Raw genomic sequence first — 16,959 nt, forward strand, 5'->3', positions numbered from 1 at the left:
TAACGGCAAGGCCTGACTCTACTGTAAATCGCTGCCACGACCTGTCAGCACACCGAATCCTCTGATCGAGATACACAAGTGATCGAAAATCTACGTAACATCGCCATCATTGCTCACGTTGACCATGGTAAAACCACCCTGGTAGACAAACTCTTGCGTCAATCCGGCACCCTGGAGCGCAACGAGCTCAACGACGAGCGCGTGATGGACTCCAACGACCAGGAAAAAGAGCGCGGTATTACCATCCTGGCAAAAAACACCGCTATCAACTGGAACGGCTACCACATCAACATCGTGGACACCCCGGGCCACGCCGACTTCGGCGGCGAAGTAGAACGCGTAATGTCGATGGTTGACTCCGTTCTGCTGCTGGTTGACGCTCAAGACGGCCCTATGCCGCAAACCCGTTTCGTGACCAAGAAGGCTTTCGAAGCCGGCCTGCGTCCGATCGTGTGCATCAACAAGGTTGACCGTCCAGGTGCGCGTCCGGACTGGGTTCTGGACCAGATCTTCGACCTGTTCGACAACCTGGGTGCCACCGAAGAGCAGCTTGATTTCCAAGTGATCTACGCCTCGGCCCTGAACGGTATTGCCGGTCTGGAACACACCGCCATGGCGGAAGACATGACCCCGCTGTACCAGGCCATCGTTGACCACGTTCCACCACCGAAGGTTGACCGTGAAGGCCCGTTCCAGATGCAAATCTCGGCACTGGACTACAACAGCTTCCTGGGTGTTATCGGCGTTGGCCGTATCGCCCGTGGCAGCGTCAAGCCGAACACCCCGGTTGTCGCGATCGGCGCCGACGGCAAGAAGCGTAACGGCCGTATCCTGAAGCTGATGGGCCACCACGGCCTGCACCGTATCGACGTTGAAGAAGCCTTCGCCGGCGACATCGTGTGCGTCAGCGGCATGGACTCGCTGTTCATCTCCGACACCCTGTGCCAGCCAGACACCGTCGAGGCGATGAAGCCTCTGACTGTTGACGAGCCAACCGTTTCCATGACCTTCCAGGTCAATGACTCGCCGTTCTGCGGTAAAGAAGGCAAGTTCGTGACCTCCCGTAACATCAAGGAGCGTCTGGACAAAGAGCTGCTGTACAACGTTGCTCTGCGCGTTGAAGAAGGCGACTCGGCTGACAAGTTTAAGGTCTCCGGCCGTGGTGAGCTGCACCTCTCGGTACTGATCGAAACCATGCGTCGCGAAGGCTTCGAAATGGGTGTTGGTCGTCCGGAAGTGATCATCCGTACCGTTGACGGCGTGAAGCAGGAACCGTTCGAAAACGTCACCATCGACACCCCGGAAGAATCCCAGGGCAAGGTGATGGAAGAGATGGGCCTGCGTAAGGGCGACCTGACCAACATGGTGCCGGATGGCAAAGGCCGTGTGCGTCTGGAATACAACATCCCTGCTCGCGGTCTGATCGGTTTCCGTAACCAGTTCCTGACCCTGACCAACGGTGCTGGCATCCTGACCTCGATCTTCGATCGCTACGACACCATGAAGTCCGGCGACATGTCCGGCCGTCAGAACGGTGTTCTGGTGTCGGTTGAAACCGGCAAGGCGCTGACCTACTCCCTGGAAACCCTCCAGGCGCGTGGCAAGCTGTTCGTTGAACACGGTCAAGAGATCTACAACGGCCAGATCGTTGGTCTGAACAGCCGTGACAACGACATGGGCGTCAACCCAACCAAAGGCAAGAAGCTCGACAACATGCGTGCTTCGGGTAAAGACGAAACCATCGCTCTGGTTCCACCTGTTCGCTTCACCCTGGAACAGGCCCTGGAATTCATCCAGGACGACGAGCTGTGCGAAGTCACGCCTAAGTCGATCCGCCTGCGTAAGAAGATCCTGGACGAAGGCGAGCGTACCCGCGCTGCCAAGAAAGCCAAGAACTGAGTTAACTCAGGCTGAATGAAAAACGCCCCCGGTCGAAAGGCCGGGGGCGTTTTTTTATGTCTGATCGTTCCCACGCTCTGCGTGGGAATGCCTCTTGGGATGCTCTGCGTCGCGCCTTTAAGAGCGGACGCGGAGCGTCCAGGGCTGCGTTCCCACGCGGAGCGTGGGAACGATCATCAAAACTTGTCGAGTGTCTTGAAATTAGTCTCGCGCACCACTTCTTTCGGCTTGTACGCGCAATACCCCGGCCGCGGCCCGATTTTCGGGTGGTTGCGGCAGGTATCCGGGCGCTTGTCATAAATAGTGCAAAAGCGCGTCTTACGATCCAGGTACAGGCAGTCGTTGTTGCTCATGCGCTGCAAAGTAAAAATCTCGGATTTGGAATTGAAGCGCTCGACGATGCCTTCCTTCTGCAAACGCTTGGCGATGTTTTTCGGCGGGTCGCCGCGCTCGAACTCATCGACGATGCCGATGCGGATCAGGTCCTTGATCTTCACTTCGACCGGCAGCGTGCAGCAGCTGGACACGCAGCCACCACACATGTGGGCGGAATATTTCTGCCAGGTCTCGAGACGGTCGAGTTCCGCGGCGGCGATCAGTTGAGGCTTCATCAGGGTTCCAAAAGGTGGGGCTGTATCCGGGCGCGCGATCATACCGGGATTGGTGGTTTTTTGAACAACCTTTTCAGAGTTTCTGCGCGAACGGCGATCAGGCACGACCTCTGCATCAAATTCATGCAACGCTCAATGAGTTAAAAAACTGACGAACCAGAGCGTCTACCGTCTGTCAGACCGTCTAGGCTCTAGCAACTCCTTCTATCTCGCCCGAGGTCGCAATTGATGTCTCAGGAACCACTTGCACGAGAAGCAGAGGTAGCCGCATTTCGCGATGCTGTCTTGACCAAACTCACCTACGCGGTGGGCAAGGACCCGGATCACGCCTTCGACCACGACTGGTTCGAAGCCATTGCCCTGGCCGCCCGCGACCAGATGGTCGACCACTGGATGGACCATACGCGGCGCATCTACCGCAAAGGCCAGAAACGGGTTTATTACCTCTCGCTGGAATTTCTTATCGGCCGCTTGCTCTACGACAGCCTGAGCAACCTCGGCGTGCTGGAGATCGCGCGCGAAGCGCTGTCGGAGCTTGGCGTGGACCTTGAGCGCATTCGCCTGCTCGAACCCGACGCGGCGCTGGGCAACGGTGGCTTGGGCCGTCTGGCGGCGTGCTTCATGGAAAGCATGTCGACCCTGGGCATTGCCGGCCACGGTTATGGCATTCGTTACGAACACGGCTTGTTCCGCCAGGCGATTGTCGATGGCTGGCAGCAGGAGCAGACCGAGCGCTGGCTGGATTTCGGTAACCCGTGGGAGTTCGAGCGCGCCGAAGTGATCTACCCGATCGGTTTTGGCGGCAGCGTGGAAACCCTGGCGGACGCGTCCGGCAAGATGATCCAAGTGTGGTCGCCCAGCGAAACCGTGCGCGCGGTGGCCTACGACACTCCGGTGGTCGGCTGGCGTGGCGCCAGCGTCAATACCTTGCGCCTGTGGCGCGCACGGGCGGTCGAAGATTTGCACCTGGAACGCTTCAACGCCGGTGACCACCTGGGCGCCGTCGCCGAAGTGGCGCGGGCCGAGAGCATCTCGCGTGTGCTGTACCCGGCCGACAGCACCGAAGCGGGGCAGGAACTGCGCCTGCGCCAGGAATACTTCTTCGTTTCCGCTTCGTTGCAAGACTTGCTGCGCCGCCACAAGAACATGCACGGCTCGGTGCTGAGCCTGGGCGAACACGCCGCCATCCAGCTCAACGATACCCACCCGTCCATCGCCGTAGCCGAGTTGATGCGCCAGTTGGTCGACCTGCACGACATTCCGTGGGAAGCGGCGTGGGACGTCACCGTCGAAACGCTTTCCTACACCAACCACACCTTGCTGCCTGAGGCATTGGAAACCTGGCCGGTCGGTTTGATGGAACGCATGCTGCCCCGGCATATGCAGATCATCTACCTGATCAACGCCCAGCATATCGACTCGCTACGCGCCAAGGGCATTCACGACTTCGACGTGCTGCGCGCCGTGTCGTTGATTGAAGAAGACAACGGCCGTCGTGTGCGCATGGGCAACCTGGCGTTCCTCGGTTCCCACAGTGTCAACGGCGTGTCCGGTCTGCACACTCAGCTGATGCGCAGCACGGTGTTTTCCGAACTGCATAAGCTCTACCCGGAGCGCATCAACAACAAAACCAACGGCATCACCTTCCGCCGCTGGCTGTACCAGGCCAACCCCAAGCTCACCGATATGCTGGTGCAAGCCCTGGGCCCTGACATTCTCGACAACATGGAAACCCGCCTGGGCGAGCTGGAAACCTTCGCCGAGAAACAGACCTTCCGCAAAGCCTTCGCCGACCAACGCCTGCACAGCAAGCGAGCGCTGGCCGAGATCATCCACGAGCGCCTGGGTATTTCGGTGAACCCGGCGGCGATGTTCGACGTGCAGGTCAAACGGATCCACGAATACAAGCGCCAGCTGCTCAACCTGCTGCACACCGTGGCGCTGTATCAGGCGATCCGGGCCGAGCCGGAGGTCGATTGGGTGCCGCGGGTGAAAATTTTCGCCGGCAAGGCGGCGGCGAGTTATCACCAGGCCAAGCTGATCATCAAGCTGACCAACGATATCGCGCGCACCGTCAACAATGACCCTACCGTACGCGGCCTGCTCAAGGTGGTGTTCCTGCCCAACTACAACGTCAGCCTGGCGGAAAGCATCATCCCGGCGGCGGACTTGTCTGAGCAGATCTCCACCGCCGGTTTCGAGGCCTCGGGTACCAGTAACATGAAGTTCGGCCTCAACGGCGCGCTGACCATCGGCACCATGGACGGCGCCAACGTGGAAATGCACGAGCGGGTGGGCGCCGAGCACATGTTCATCTTCGGCCTCAGTGCCCAGCAGGTCGAAGCCCGCAAGCACGCCGGTGAATTCAACGCCGGGCCGGAAATCGCTGCCTCCCATCGCTTGAGCGATGTGCTGCAGGCGATCCGTGGCGGTGTGTTCTCGCCGGATGATCCGGGCCGGTATGTGGGGTTGATCGACGGGCTGATCGACTACGACCGCTTCCTGGTGTGTGCCGACTTCGACTCCTACTGGGACGCCCAGACGCGGGTCGAGGCGCATTGGCATGACTCCAAGGCCTGGTGGCGCTCGGCGGTGCTGAATACGGCGCGGATGGGCTGGTTCTCCTCGGACCGGACGATCCGCGAATACGCCACCGAAATCTGGAAAGCGCTCGACTAAACGCCACAGTAGAAAATGTGGGAGGGGGCTTGCTCCCGATAGCGGTCTATCAGTTAACAGCTATGTCGACTGGCACACCGCTATCGGGAGCAAGCCCCTCCCACATGGGGTTCTGCGTATATGCACCGTTGTTGGAGATAGCCGTTGCGCCAACCCGTGAACTCTATTGGCGTTAAATCCTCTGATTAGAGGAAATCAGCCCCGACTCGCGTTAAACTGCGCGGGTTTTTAAGCCCCCCATTCTCCGGAGCCGTCCATGTCCCGCGTTACCTTGAGTCGCTATTTGATCGAGCAGACCCGCAGCAACAACACGCCTGCCGATCTGCGCTTCCTTATCGAAGTGGTGGCGCGTGCTTGCAAGGAGATCAGCCACGCCGTGTCCAAAGGCGCACTGGGTGGTGTCCTGGGCAGCATGGGCACTGAAAACGTGCAGGGCGAAGTGCAGAAAAAGCTCGACGTTATCTCCAACGAAATCCTGCTCGAAGCCAACGAATGGGGCGGTCACCTGGCCGGCATGGCCTCCGAGGAAATGGACAATGCCTACCAGATTCCGGGCAAATACCCCAAAGGCGCATACCTGTTGGTATTCGACCCACTGGACGGTTCGTCCAATATCGACATCAACGCGCCGGTCGGTACTATCTTCTCGGTACTGCGTTGCCCGAACGAATACCTGAGCCAGAACGAAGCCCTGAACGAAAAGGCCTTCCTGCAGCCGGGCACCGAGCAGGTCGCCGCCGGTTACGCGATCTACGGCCCACAGACCATGCTCGTCCTGACCCTGGGCGATGGCGTCAAAGGCTTCACCCTGGACCGCGAAATGGGCAGCTTCGTACTCACCCACGAAGACATCTCCATTCCGGCCTCCACCCAGGAATTTGCGATCAACATGTCCAACCAGCGTCACTGGGAAGAACCGGTGAAGCGCTACGTCAACGAGTTGATGGAAGGCGAAGAAGGCCCGCTGAAGAAAAACTTCAACATGCGCTGGGTCGCGGCCATGGTTGCCGATGTGCACCGCATCCTGACCCGTGGTGGCTTGTTCATGTACCCACGTGACGGCCGCGAACCGTCCAAGCCGGGCAAACTGCGCCTGATGTACGAAGCCAACCCGATGTCGTTCCTGGTGGAGCAGGCGGGCGGCGCATCCACTGACGGCCACCAGCGCATCCTCGACATCCAACCCGAAGGCTTGCACCAGCGTGTGGCGGTGTTCCTGGGTTCCAAGGAAGAAGTTGAGCGTGTGACGGCGTATCACAAGAAGTAAGCTGCTGCGATAGGTTATCCGCCGTGTTGTGAGGCGGATCACCGTTAAAGAAGCCCCGAAACGTTTCAGCGTTTTCGGGGCTTTTTTGTTTTCGCTCGTCGGGAACCAGACACCTCTTTTCCCTTCTAAGCTTCTGGCAGATACCCCAGCTGCTTTGTCTCTCCAGGAGCTTTTCCATGTCTTTACGCCGTCTCGCCCTGCTGGCTTTTTGCGTGCTGTTAGCCGCCTGCAGCAAGGTCAACCAAGAAAATTACCAGAAGCTGTCGGCCGGCATGGCCAAGGCCGAGGTTGAGTCGTTGCTGGGCAAGCCGACCGATTGCTCCGGCGCACTGGGCATGTCCAGCTGCACCTGGGGCGATAAAAACAGCTTTATCAGCGTGCAGTACGCCGGTGACAAAGTTCTGATGTTTTCCGGGCAAGGCCTGAAGTAAACCGGGGCGCGAGCCTGCGGGAGAAGAAGAATGATGCGTTTTGTTGTGTTCCTTTGCGCCAGCCTGTTTTTGGCGGGCTGCGCCAGCCATTCTGGCGATGATCTGCAACCCAAGACCGCGAGCAACGTCAACCTCAAGCGTTACCAGGGCACCTGGTATGAGTTGGCTCGCTTGCCGATGTACTTCCAGCGCAACTGCGCGCAGTCCGAAGCCCGCTACACCTTGTTGCCGGATGGCGACATGTCGGTGTTCAATCGCTGCCTGACGCCTGAGTGGAAATGGCAGGAAGCCAAAGGCACGGCCACGCCGCAAGTGCCGGGCAAGACCGACAAGCTCTGGGTAGAATTCGATAACTGGTTTACGTCGTTGTTGCCGGGCGTTGCCAAGGGCGATTACTGGGTGCTGTATGTCAGCGATGACTACAAGACCGCCATCGTCGGCAGCCCGAGCCGGCGTTACATGTGGATTTTGTCGCGTACGCCAACGGTAAGCGCCGATACGCGTGAAGACCTCTTGAGCAGAGCACGACAGCAGGGGTATGACACCACGCGTTTGATCTGGCGCACGTCCGACAAGCAGATGGCGAAAACCTCGCAGTAAAAATGTGGGAGGGGGCTTGCCCCCGATAGCAGTGTGTCAATCAGCGCATCTGATACTGATACATCGCCATCGGGAGCAAGCCCCCTCCCACATTTTTAACCGAGTAAGTTTCTCAAGACTTGAGTGAATGCCCGGCTGCTTTCTTCCTCGCCGGCATGATGCCCATCCCGCACCACCCACTGGCCGTTGACCAGCACATCCCGTACCTGTCGATCACCGCCAGCGAACAGCCAGCGATTCAGAATGCCGTCCTCTGTCGCTGTCGCCAGGTAAGGGTCGTTGCCGTCCAGCACGATCCAATCCGCGCGCTTGCCCACCTCCAATCGACCAATCGGCTGGCCCAATGCCTGGGCGCCGCCGTCCAATGCGGCATCGAACAGCGTACGGCCGACCATCGGCTGGTCATTGCGATACAAGCGATTGCGCCGTTGATCGCGCAGGCGCTGGCCGTATTCCAACCAGCGCAGTTCTTCCACCACGCTCAGTGACACATGGCTGTCGGACCCGATGCCCATGCGCCCGCCCTGGGCCAGAAAATCCACCGCCGGGAAAATCCCGTCGCCCAGGTTGGCTTCGGTGGTCAGGCACAAACCGGCAATCGCCCGGCTCCTGGCCATGCGCGCGACTTCGTCGGCATCGGCGTGAGTGGCGTGCACCAGGCACCAGCGCTCGTCGACGTCCACGTTGTCGTACAGCCACTGCAACGGGCGTTTGCCGCTCCAGGCCAGGCAGTCGTCAACTTCTTTTTGCTGTTCGGCAATGTGAATGTGCACCGGGCACGCCTTATCACTGGCGGCCAGCACGTCCTTGATCTGCTCGGGCGTGACCGCACGCAGGGAGTGGAAACACAGGCCCAGTTGCTGCGCAGGTTGCGCGGCGAGCATCGGCTGCAAGCGCGCCTGCAGATCCAGGTAGTTGTCGGTGCTGTTGATAAACCTGCGCTGGCCGTCGTTGGGCGCCTGGCCACCGAACCCCGAATGCGTATAAAGCACCGGCACCAGCGTCAAGCCGATGCCACTGCTGGCGGCGGCCTGGCTGATCTGGCGCGACAGCTCTGTGCGGTCGGCATAGGGCTGGCCACTGACGTCGTGATGCACATAATGAAACTCGGCCACCGAGGTGTAGCCGGCCTTGAGCATCTCGATGTACAGCTGGCGGGCGATGATCTGCAACTGCTCCGGGTTGATCTTGCCGACCATGCGGTACATCAGGTCACGCCAGGTCCAGAAGCTGTCATTGGGGTTACCCGCCACTTCCGCCAACCCCGCCATGGCGCGCTGGAAAGCGTGAGAATGCAGGTTCGGCATGCCGGCCAATACCGGACCTCTTAGTCGTTCGGCGCCCACCGCGCTGGCGTTGGCCTCAACCTGTGTCAGCACTCCATCGGCACTGACTTCAAGACGTACATCATTGGCCCAGCCATCAGGCAGCAGCGCGCGTTCGGCAAAGAAAGCGGACATGATCAAGGCACCCCGGTCGTGTGTTTATTTGTATATACATATACAGACGTTTGCCTGCTCGGTAAACTCCGGCAATCTATGCATCTTTTCCCCCTGCAAGGATTCCCTGTGCCGACTCCGCCCGCCAAGTCTCCGCTGGCTGCCCACATGGACGAAAGTCCGGCGCCCTTGTATGCCCGCGTCAAACAGATGATCAGCCAGCAGATCCTCAACGGCAACTGGCCGCCCCATTACCGCGTGCCGTCGGAGAGCGAGCTGGTCAGCCAACTGGGCTTCAGCCGCATGACCATCAACCGCGCGCTGCGCGAGCTCACGGCCGAAGGTTTGCTGGTGCGCATGCAGGGCGTCGGCACGTTTGTCGCCGAGCCCAAGAGTCAGTCGGCGCTGTTTGAAGTGCACAACATTGCCGATGAGATCGCCTCCCGCGGCCATCGGCACACGTGCCAGGTCATCACCCTGGGCGAAGAAGCGGCCGGTTCGGAACGTGCCGTCGCGCTGGAAATGCGCGAAGGCGGGCGGGTGTTTCACTCGCTGATCGTGCATTTCGAAAACGACATTCCGGTGCAGATCGAAGACCGTTTCGTCAACGCCCTGGTTGCGCCGGAATACCTGCAACAGGATTTCACCCAGCAAACGCCCTACGCCTACCTCAACCAGGTCGCACCGTTGACTGAGGGCGAGCATGTGGTCGAAGCCATCCTCGCCGATGCCGCCGAGTGCAAGCTGTTGCAGATCGAGCCGAGCGAGCCCTGCCTGTTGATCCGCCGACGCACCTGGTCTGGCCGCCAGCCGGTGACGGCCGCGCGCTTGATTCACCCCGGTTCCCGACACAGCCTCGAAGGACGCTTCAGTAAATGAGTTCAGTCAACGTCTGGCGCGCTGCCGACTATGTGCGCATGCCGTGGAAGAATGGCGGCGGCAGCACCGAAGAAATCACCCGTGATGCGGGCACCGGCCTCGATGGTTTCGGCTGGCGCCTGTCGATTGCCGACATCGCCGAGTCGGGTGGTTTTTCCACCTTCGCCGGCTACCAGCGCGTGATCACCGTGATCAAGGGCGCGGGCATGGTGTTGACCGTGGACGGTGAGGAGCAGCGCGGTTTGTTACCGCTGCAACCGTTCGCGTTCAAAGGTGACAGTCAGGTGGCGTGCCGCTTGATCACCGGGCCGATCCGCGATTTCAACCTGATCTACTCACCCCAGCGTTATGACGCGCGGTTGCAGTGGGTGGATGGCGTACAGCGGTTTTTCAGCTCGGCGCACACTGTGCTGGTGTTCAGCGTGGCGGATGAAGTGAAGGTGCTGGACCATGTGCTGGGTCATCACGATTGCCTGCAAGTGGACGGTAACACCGGCTTGCTGGATATTTCGGTCAGTGGCCGCTGCTGCCTGATCGAACTGACCCAGCGCGGTTAAAATGTGGGAGGGGGCTTGCTCCCGATAGCGGTGGATCAGTCAATATATCTTTGACTGACACACCGCTATCGGGAGCAAGCCCCCTCCCACGTTTGTTTTGTGTTGCTCTTAGGATCTGTTTCCACAGCCCCCGCACCAAATTGTTACCTAACGCCCCAGCGCGGCGCAAAGCCGCGTTGTCGTGACAAACCTCCCTCGCTGCAAAACTCCTTCGTAAGAAATTTCATCACGCCTCGAAGCCTTAATTTCCAAGGCTCCCACGCGCTTTCGAAAAAAATCCAAACCCTCGCTCTGAAAGTTGGCCGCTTGATTGCATATGCTTGTACATACAAGTAAAGATGTGTGCGTAAGAGTCTCCTTCGCACCATCCATGTTCGCGCATCATGCCGAGGAGTCCAGCTGTGACCGATTTTTCGAAAGCAAGGCCTACAAAATACCGTGACGTCGAAATCCGCGCCGCCCGCGGTAACACGCTCACCGCCAAAAGCTGGCTGACTGAAGCGCCGCTGCGCATGCTGATGAACAACCTCGACCCGCAAGTGGCCGAGAACCCCAAGGAACTGGTGGTATACGGCGGTATCGGGCGTGCCGCGCGCAACTGGGAGTGCTACGACCAGATCGTCGAGAGCCTTACGAATCTGAACGACGACGAAACCCTGCTGGTGCAATCCGGCAAGCCGGTCGGCGTGTTCAAGACCCACAGCAATGCCCCGCGCGTACTGATCGCCAACTCCAACCTGGTGCCGCACTGGGCCAGTTGGGAACACTTCAATGAACTGGATGCCAAGGGCCTGGCCATGTACGGCCAGATGACTGCCGGCAGCTGGATCTACATCGGCAGCCAGGGCATCGTCCAGGGCACTTACGAAACCTTCGTCGAAGCCGGTCGCCAGCATTACGACAGCAACTTGAAAGGCCGTTGGGTGCTCACCGCCGGCCTCGGCGGCATGGGCGGTGCCCAGCCTTTGGCCGCGACCCTGGCCGGCGCGTGCTCGCTGAACATCGAATGCCAGCAGGTCAGCATCGATTTCCGTTTGAACAGCCGCTATGTCGACGAGCAGGCCACCGACCTTGACGACGCCCTGGCGCGCATCGCCAAGTACACCCAGGAAGGCAAGGCGATCTCCATTGCCCTGCTGGGTAACGCCGCTGAAATTCTGCCGGAACTGGTCAAGCGTGGCGTGCGCCCGGACATGGTCACCGACCAGACCAGCGCCCACGACCCGCTCAACGGCTACCTGCCGGCCGGCTGGACCTGGGACGAATACCGCGCCCGCGCCAAGACCGAGCCTGCCGCTGTGATCAAGGCCGCCAAACAGTCGATGGCGGTGCACGTCAAAGCCATGCTCGAGTTCCAGAAACAAGGCATTCCGACCTTCGACTACGGTAATAACATCCGCCAGATGGCCCAGGAAGAAGGCGTGGAAAACGCCTTCGATTTCCCAGGCTTCGTACCGGCCTACATCCGCCCGCTGTTCTGCCGGGGTATCGGCCCGTTCCGCTGGGCCGCGCTGTCGGGCGACCCGCAAGACATCTACAAGACCGACGCCAAAGTCAAAGAACTGATCCCCGACGACGCCCACCTGCACAACTGGTTGGACATGGCCCGCGAGCGCATCAGCTTCCAGGGCTTGCCGGCGCGTATCTGCTGGGTCGGCCTGGGCCAGCGCGCCAAGCTCGGCCTGGCGTTCAACGAGATGGTGCGCAGCGGCGAGTTGTCCGCGCCTGTCGTAATCGGTCGCGATCACCTCGACTCCGGCTCGGTGGCCAGCCCCAACCGTGAAACCGAATCCATGCAGGACGGCTCCGACGCTGTGTCCGACTGGCCGCTGCTCAACGCCTTGCTCAACACTGCGAGCGGCGCGACCTGGGTGTCGTTGCACCACGGCGGCGGCGTCGGCATGGGCTTTTCCCAGCACTCGGGCATGGTGATCGTGTGTGACGGCACCGACGAAGCGGCCGAGCGCATTGCGCGGGTGCTGCATAACGACCCGGCTACCGGGGTGATGCGGCATGCGGATGCGGGTTACCAGATTGCGATCGATTGCGCCAAGGAACAGGGCCTCAACCTGCCGATGATCAAGTAACCAGTGTGGGAGGGGGCTTGCTCCCGATGGCCGTGTATCAGCCGGAAAATCAGTGACTGACACACTGCTATCGGGGGCAAGCCCCCTCCCACATTGGATTGGCGTAGCACATAAAAACAATCCATCAGAGGTTGAACACCCATGGCTGCAAACGACACCACCCCGTTGATCGAAAGGCGTTCGATCGACTACATCCCGGAAGCGGAAAGACATGGTCGTCTATTGAGCCAGTTCACCCTGTGGCTGGGTGCCAACCTGCAGATCACGGCTATCGTCACCGGGGCCCTGGCCGTGGTGCTGGGCGGGGATGTGTTCTGGTCGTTGATCGGTCTGTTGATCGGCCAACTGCTGGGCGGCGGGGTGATGGCGTTGCATGCCGCGCAAGGGCCCAAGCTTGGCCTGCCGCAGATGATTTCCAGCCGGGTGCAGTTCGGCGTGTATGGCGCGGCCATTCCGATCGTGCTGGTGTGCCTGATGTACCTGGGCTTCACCGCCACCGGCACCGTATTGTCCGGGCAGGCGCTGGGCCAGTTGTTCGGGGTCAGCGACAGCGTCGGTATCCTGATCTTCGCCAGTGTCATCGTGCTGGTTACGGTGCTCGGTTACCGGGTGATCCACTTCATCGGTCGCGTCGCCAGCGTCATTGGCGTGATCGCCTTCGTCTACCTGTTCAGCCGCTTGATGGGCCAGGCCGACATCGGCGCATTGCTGCAGATCCGCCATTTCAGCTGGAGCAGCTTCTTGCTCGCGGTTTCGCTGGCAGCGTCCTGGCAAATCGCGTTCGGGCCCTATGTGGCGGACTACTCACGTTACCTGCCGAGCAGCACCTCCTCAGTGAAAACCTTCCTGGCGGCTGGCGCAGGGTCGGTCATCGGCGCGCAGGTGGCGATGGTTCTCGGCGTGTTTGCCGCCGCCATGGCCAACGGGCAATTTGCCGGGCACGAAGTGGCTTACATCGTTGGCCTGAGCGGCAGCGGTGCAGCGGCGGCGTTGCTGTACTTCAGTATCGCGTTCGGCAAGGTCACGATTTCCACGCTGAACTCCTACGGCAGTTTCATGTGTATCGCGACCATCATCAGCGGCTTCCAGGGCCACCTGCGGGTATCGCGTCTGCAGCGCCTGCTGTTCGTGCTGGCGATTGTCGGCACGGCCACCCTGATCGCGCTGCTCGGCCAGCACTCGTTCCTGGGGGCGTTCAAGTCGTTCATCCTGTTTCTGCTGGCGTTCTTCACGCCCTGGAGCGCGATCAATCTGGTGGATTACTACTGCATCACCCGCGAGCGTTATGACGTGCCAGCGCTGGCTGACCCCAAAGGTCGCTACGGGCGTTGGAACCCCCTGGGCATCAGCGTTTATGTATTCGGTGTGCTGGTGCAGCTGCCGTTCATTTCCACCAAGTTCTATACCGGCCCGCTGGTAGAAACCCTGGGTGGGGTGGATATCTCCTGGATCATCGGCCTGGTATTGCCGGCGGCCCTGTACTACCTGTGCGCGAAAAAATGGCACGGCACGATGCCTGATCAACTGATCCTGCCGGTCGAGCAGGACAGCGTTGCACCCACGCAAACAAGCGGTATCGGTCGCGCTGCGGCGCAGGCCTGACGGGACGTGGACAAGGCAGGATGCCTTTTGACTGCCGTAATCCATTTCATGATTGGGAGCGTCACACAATGAAAATGCATAAGACCCTGCTGACCACGTTGCTTTCTGCGGGCTTGCTGGCAAGCGCCGGCGCTCAGGCGGCCGGCTGGTGCGAATCCGGCAAGCCGGTGAAGTTCGCCGGCCTGAACTGGGAAAGCGGCATGTTGCTCACCGACATCCTGCAAACCGTGCTGGAGAAAGGCTACGACTGCAAAACCGACAGCCTGCCGGGCAATTCCATCACCATGGAAAACGCCCTGAGCAGTAACGACATCCAGGTGTTTGCCGAAGAGTGGGTCGGCCGCAGCGAAGTCTGGAACAAGGCCGAGAAGGCCGGCAAAGTCGTTGGCGTCGGTGCGCCCGTGGTTGGCGCCGTTGAAGGCTGGTACGTGCCGCGCTACGTGATCGAAGGCGACGCCAAGCGCAAGCTGGAAGCCAAGGCCCCGGACCTCAAGACGATTGCCGACCTGGCCAAGTACGCCGCGGTGTTCAAGGACCAGGAAGAACCATCCAAGGGACGCTTCTACAACTGCCCGGCCGGCTGGACCTGCGAACTGGACAACAGTGAAATGCTCAAAAGCTACGGCCTGGAAAGCACCTACACCAACTTCCGCCCCGGCACCGGCCCGGCGCTGGATGCGGCGGTGTTGTCGAGCTACAAGCGCGGCGAGCCGATCCTGTTCTACTACTGGTCGCCGACGCCGCTGATGGGCCAGGTGGATCTGGTCAAGCTGGAAGAAAAACCGGGCGTGGATAAAAGCGTGAGCATCAAGGTCGGCCTGTCCAAGGTCTTCCACGAGCAAGCGCCGGAACTGGTGGCCGTGCTGGAAAAGGTCAACCTGCCCATCGACCTGTTGAACCAGAACCTGGGCCGCATGGCCAAGGAGCGGATCGAGTCGCCGAAACTGGCGAAAATTTTCCTCAAGGAACATCCTGAAGTCTGGCACGCCTGGGTGAGCGAAGACGCCGCCAAGAAAATCGACGCGGCCTTGTAGGTCAAGCGTGTCCGGCTACCCTGAGGGGCAGCCGGGCGCCTGGCCTCAACCCACTGGATCGAGAGCACGCTATGTTTCCTGAGAGTTTTACGTTTTCCATTGCCGACTGGGTCAACGGTTGGGTGGATTCGCTGGTCACCAACTACGGCGACGTGTTCCGGCACATTTCCGACACCCTGCTATGGGCCATCGTCAATCTGGAAAGCCTGCTGCGCGCAGCGCCTTGGTGGCTGATGCTGGCCATCGTCGGCGTCATCGCCTGGCACGCCACGCGCAAGGTGGTGACCACGGCCGTGATTGTCGGTTTGTTGTTCCTCGTCGGCGCGGTCGGCCTGTGGGACAAACTGATGCAGACCCTCGCGCTGATGATGGTCGCCACGGTGATCTCGGTGCTGATCGGCATCCCCTTGGGCATTCTTTCCGCGCGCAGCAATCGCTTGCGTTCGGTATTGATGCCGTTGCTCGACATCATGCAAACCATGCCCAGCTTCGTGTACCTGATCCCGGTGCTGATGCTGTTCGGCCTGGGCAAGGTACCGGCGATTTTCGCCACGGTCATTTACGCCGCGCCGCCGCTGATCCGCCTGACGGATCTGGGCATTCGCCAGGTCGACGGCGAAGTCATGGAAGCGATCAACGCCTTCGGCGCCAACCGCTGGCAGCAGCTGTTCGGCGTGCAACTGCCGTTGGCGCTGCCGAGCATCATGGCGGGCATCAACCAGACCACCATGATGGCGTTGTCGATGGTGGTGATCGCCTCGATGATCGGCGCCCGTGGCTTGGGTGAAGACGTACTCGTCGGCATCCAGACCCTCAACGTCGGCCGAGGCCTCGAAGCCGGGCTGGCGATCGTGATCCTCGCCGTGGTCATCGACCGCATTACCCAGGCCTATGGTCGTCCACGGCATGAGGCGAGCAAATGACTACCGTCAGCAAAATCGAAGTCAAGAACGTCTTCAAGATCTTCGGCAACCGCTCCAAAGAAGCGCTGGCGCTGATTGGCCAGGGCAAGACCAAGGATCAGGTGCTGGCCGAGACCGGTTGCGTGGTCGGCGTGAACGACTTGTCCCTGAGCATTGGCACTGGTGAGATCTTTGTGATCATGGGCCTGTCGGGCTCCGGCAAATCCACCCTGGTGCGCCACTTCAACCGCCTGATCGACCCCACCAGCGGCGCGATTTTGGTCGACGGTGAAGACATTCTGCAACTGGACATGGAAGCCCTGCGCCAATTCCGTCGCCACAAGATCAGCATGGTGTTCCAGAGCTTCGGCCTGCTGCCCCACAAGAGCGTGCTCGATAATGTTGCCTATGGCTTGAAAGTGCGCGGCGAAACCAAGCAGGTGTGTGCCGAACGCGCCCTGCACTGGATCGAAACCGTGGGCCTCAAGGGCTATGAGAACAAATACCCGCACCAGCTCTCTGGCGGCATGCGTCAACGTGTCGGCCTGGCCCGCGCCCTGGCGGCCGACACCGACATCATCCTGATGGACGAGGCCTTCAGCGCCCTCGACCCGCTGATCCGCGCCGAGATGCAAGACCAGCTGCTTGAGCTGCAAAAGACCCTGCACAAGACCATCGTATTTATCACCCACGACCTCGACGAGGCGGTGCGCATCGGCAACCGCATTGCGATCCTCAAGGACGGCAAGCTGATTCAGGTCGGCACGCCCAGGGAGATTCTGCATTCGCCGGCGGATGAGTATGTGGACCGGTTCGTTCAGCGGCGGGCGGCGGTGGTCTGACTGATCGTTCCCACGCTCCGCGTGGGAATGCATCCCGTGACGCTCTGCGTCACTCCCTGACAGCGGGACGCGGAGCGTCCCAGGCGGCATTCCCACGCAGAGCCTGGGAACGATCAACTTAAGAGGCTGA

Annotated in this window: 14 protein-coding genes; 12 read left to right on the forward strand and 2 right to left on the reverse strand. The window is 60.3% G+C overall.

Translation table 11 applies throughout. The features are described 5' to 3' along the window. Positions 1-78 precede the first annotated feature (78 nt). Positions 79-1,899, forward strand: a complete 1,821-nt coding sequence (gene typA / locus C4J89_RS01830) for a translational GTPase TypA (RefSeq protein WP_053140412.1) — start codon at positions 79-81, stop codon at positions 1,897-1,899. A gap of 176 nt (positions 1,900-2,075) precedes the next feature. Here the strand turns inward: typA and C4J89_RS01840 are convergent, their stop codons facing one another. Further along, the gene (locus C4J89_RS01840) at positions 2,076-2,510 is read right to left on the reverse strand and encodes a YkgJ family cysteine cluster protein (protein ID WP_003237464.1); all 435 of its coding nucleotides are present in this window, start codon (positions 2,508-2,510) and stop codon (positions 2,076-2,078) included. A gap of 228 nt (positions 2,511-2,738) precedes the next feature. Here C4J89_RS01840 and C4J89_RS01845 point away from each other — a divergent pair, with 228 nt between their 5' ends. The 4 genes from C4J89_RS01845 to C4J89_RS01860 all read left to right on the forward strand — a co-directional run bounded on the left by C4J89_RS01845 (position 2,739) and on the right by C4J89_RS01860 (position 7,487). Beyond that, positions 2,739-5,189 carry a glycogen/starch/alpha-glucan phosphorylase gene (locus tag C4J89_RS01845; RefSeq protein WP_124413593.1) on the forward strand — a complete coding sequence of 817 codons (2,451 nt, stop codon included), beginning with the start codon at positions 2,739-2,741 and terminating at the stop codon, positions 5,187-5,189. Positions 5,190-5,445: 256 nt separating this feature from the next. Then, positions 5,446-6,456: a class 1 fructose-bisphosphatase gene (locus C4J89_RS01850; RefSeq protein ID WP_124360871.1), complete on the forward strand. Its 1,011-nt coding sequence runs from the start codon at positions 5,446-5,448 to the stop codon at positions 6,454-6,456. A 176-nt stretch (positions 6,457-6,632) separates the two neighbouring features. Beyond that, positions 6,633-6,887 carry a lipoprotein gene (locus C4J89_RS01855; protein ID WP_033897714.1) on the forward strand — a complete coding sequence of 85 codons (255 nt, stop codon included), beginning with the start codon at positions 6,633-6,635 and terminating at the stop codon, positions 6,885-6,887. Between the two features lie 30 nt (positions 6,888-6,917). Then, positions 6,918-7,487 carry a lipocalin family protein gene (locus C4J89_RS01860; RefSeq protein ID WP_124360872.1) on the forward strand — a complete coding sequence of 190 codons (570 nt, stop codon included), beginning with the start codon at positions 6,918-6,920 and terminating at the stop codon, positions 7,485-7,487. A 95-nt stretch (positions 7,488-7,582) separates the two neighbouring features. Here C4J89_RS01860 and C4J89_RS01865 read toward each other — a convergent pair whose 3' ends face one another. Next, positions 7,583-8,947 (reverse strand): formimidoylglutamate deiminase, encoded by a 1,365-nt coding sequence (locus C4J89_RS01865; RefSeq protein ID WP_124413594.1) that lies wholly within the window; start codon positions 8,945-8,947, stop codon positions 7,583-7,585. A 78-nt stretch (positions 8,948-9,025) separates the two neighbouring features. Between C4J89_RS01865 and hutC the strand changes: the two genes are divergently transcribed. The 7 genes from hutC (at position 9,026) to C4J89_RS01900 (ending at position 16,829) form a co-directional block, all read left to right on the forward strand. Continuing rightward, positions 9,026-9,805, forward strand: coding sequence for a histidine utilization repressor (hutC, locus tag C4J89_RS01870; RefSeq protein ID WP_177412738.1), 780 nt, complete (start codon positions 9,026-9,028; stop codon positions 9,803-9,805). Further along, positions 9,802-10,362, forward strand: a complete 561-nt coding sequence (locus C4J89_RS01875) for a HutD family protein (protein ID WP_124413595.1) — start codon at positions 9,802-9,804, stop codon at positions 10,360-10,362. The genes hutC and C4J89_RS01875 overlap by 4 nt, the downstream gene beginning before the upstream one ends. 383 nt (positions 10,363-10,745) lie before the next feature. Next, the gene (hutU, locus tag C4J89_RS01880; protein WP_124413596.1) at positions 10,746-12,449 is read left to right on the forward strand and encodes a urocanate hydratase; all 1,704 of its coding nucleotides are present in this window, start codon (positions 10,746-10,748) and stop codon (positions 12,447-12,449) included. 141 nt (positions 12,450-12,590) lie between these two features. Beyond that, positions 12,591-14,051 (forward strand): cytosine permease, encoded by a 1,461-nt coding sequence (locus C4J89_RS01885; RefSeq protein WP_124413597.1) that lies wholly within the window; start codon positions 12,591-12,593, stop codon positions 14,049-14,051. A gap of 68 nt (positions 14,052-14,119) precedes the next feature. Next, positions 14,120-15,085, forward strand: coding sequence for an ABC transporter substrate-binding protein (locus C4J89_RS01890; protein WP_124413598.1), 966 nt, complete (start codon positions 14,120-14,122; stop codon positions 15,083-15,085). Positions 15,086-15,156: 71 nt separating this feature from the next. Continuing rightward, positions 15,157-16,008, forward strand: coding sequence for a proline/glycine betaine ABC transporter permease (locus C4J89_RS01895; protein WP_124360879.1), 852 nt, complete (start codon positions 15,157-15,159; stop codon positions 16,006-16,008). Beyond that, positions 16,005-16,829: a glycine betaine/L-proline ABC transporter ATP-binding protein gene (locus tag C4J89_RS01900; RefSeq protein ID WP_124360880.1), complete on the forward strand. Its 825-nt coding sequence runs from the start codon at positions 16,005-16,007 to the stop codon at positions 16,827-16,829. The genes C4J89_RS01895 and C4J89_RS01900 overlap by 4 nt, the downstream gene beginning before the upstream one ends. Positions 16,830-16,959 lie beyond the last annotated feature (130 nt).

This window comes from Pseudomonas sp. R4-35-07 (assembly GCF_003852235.1).
Classification (GTDB): domain Bacteria; phylum Pseudomonadota; class Gammaproteobacteria; order Pseudomonadales; family Pseudomonadaceae; genus Aquipseudomonas.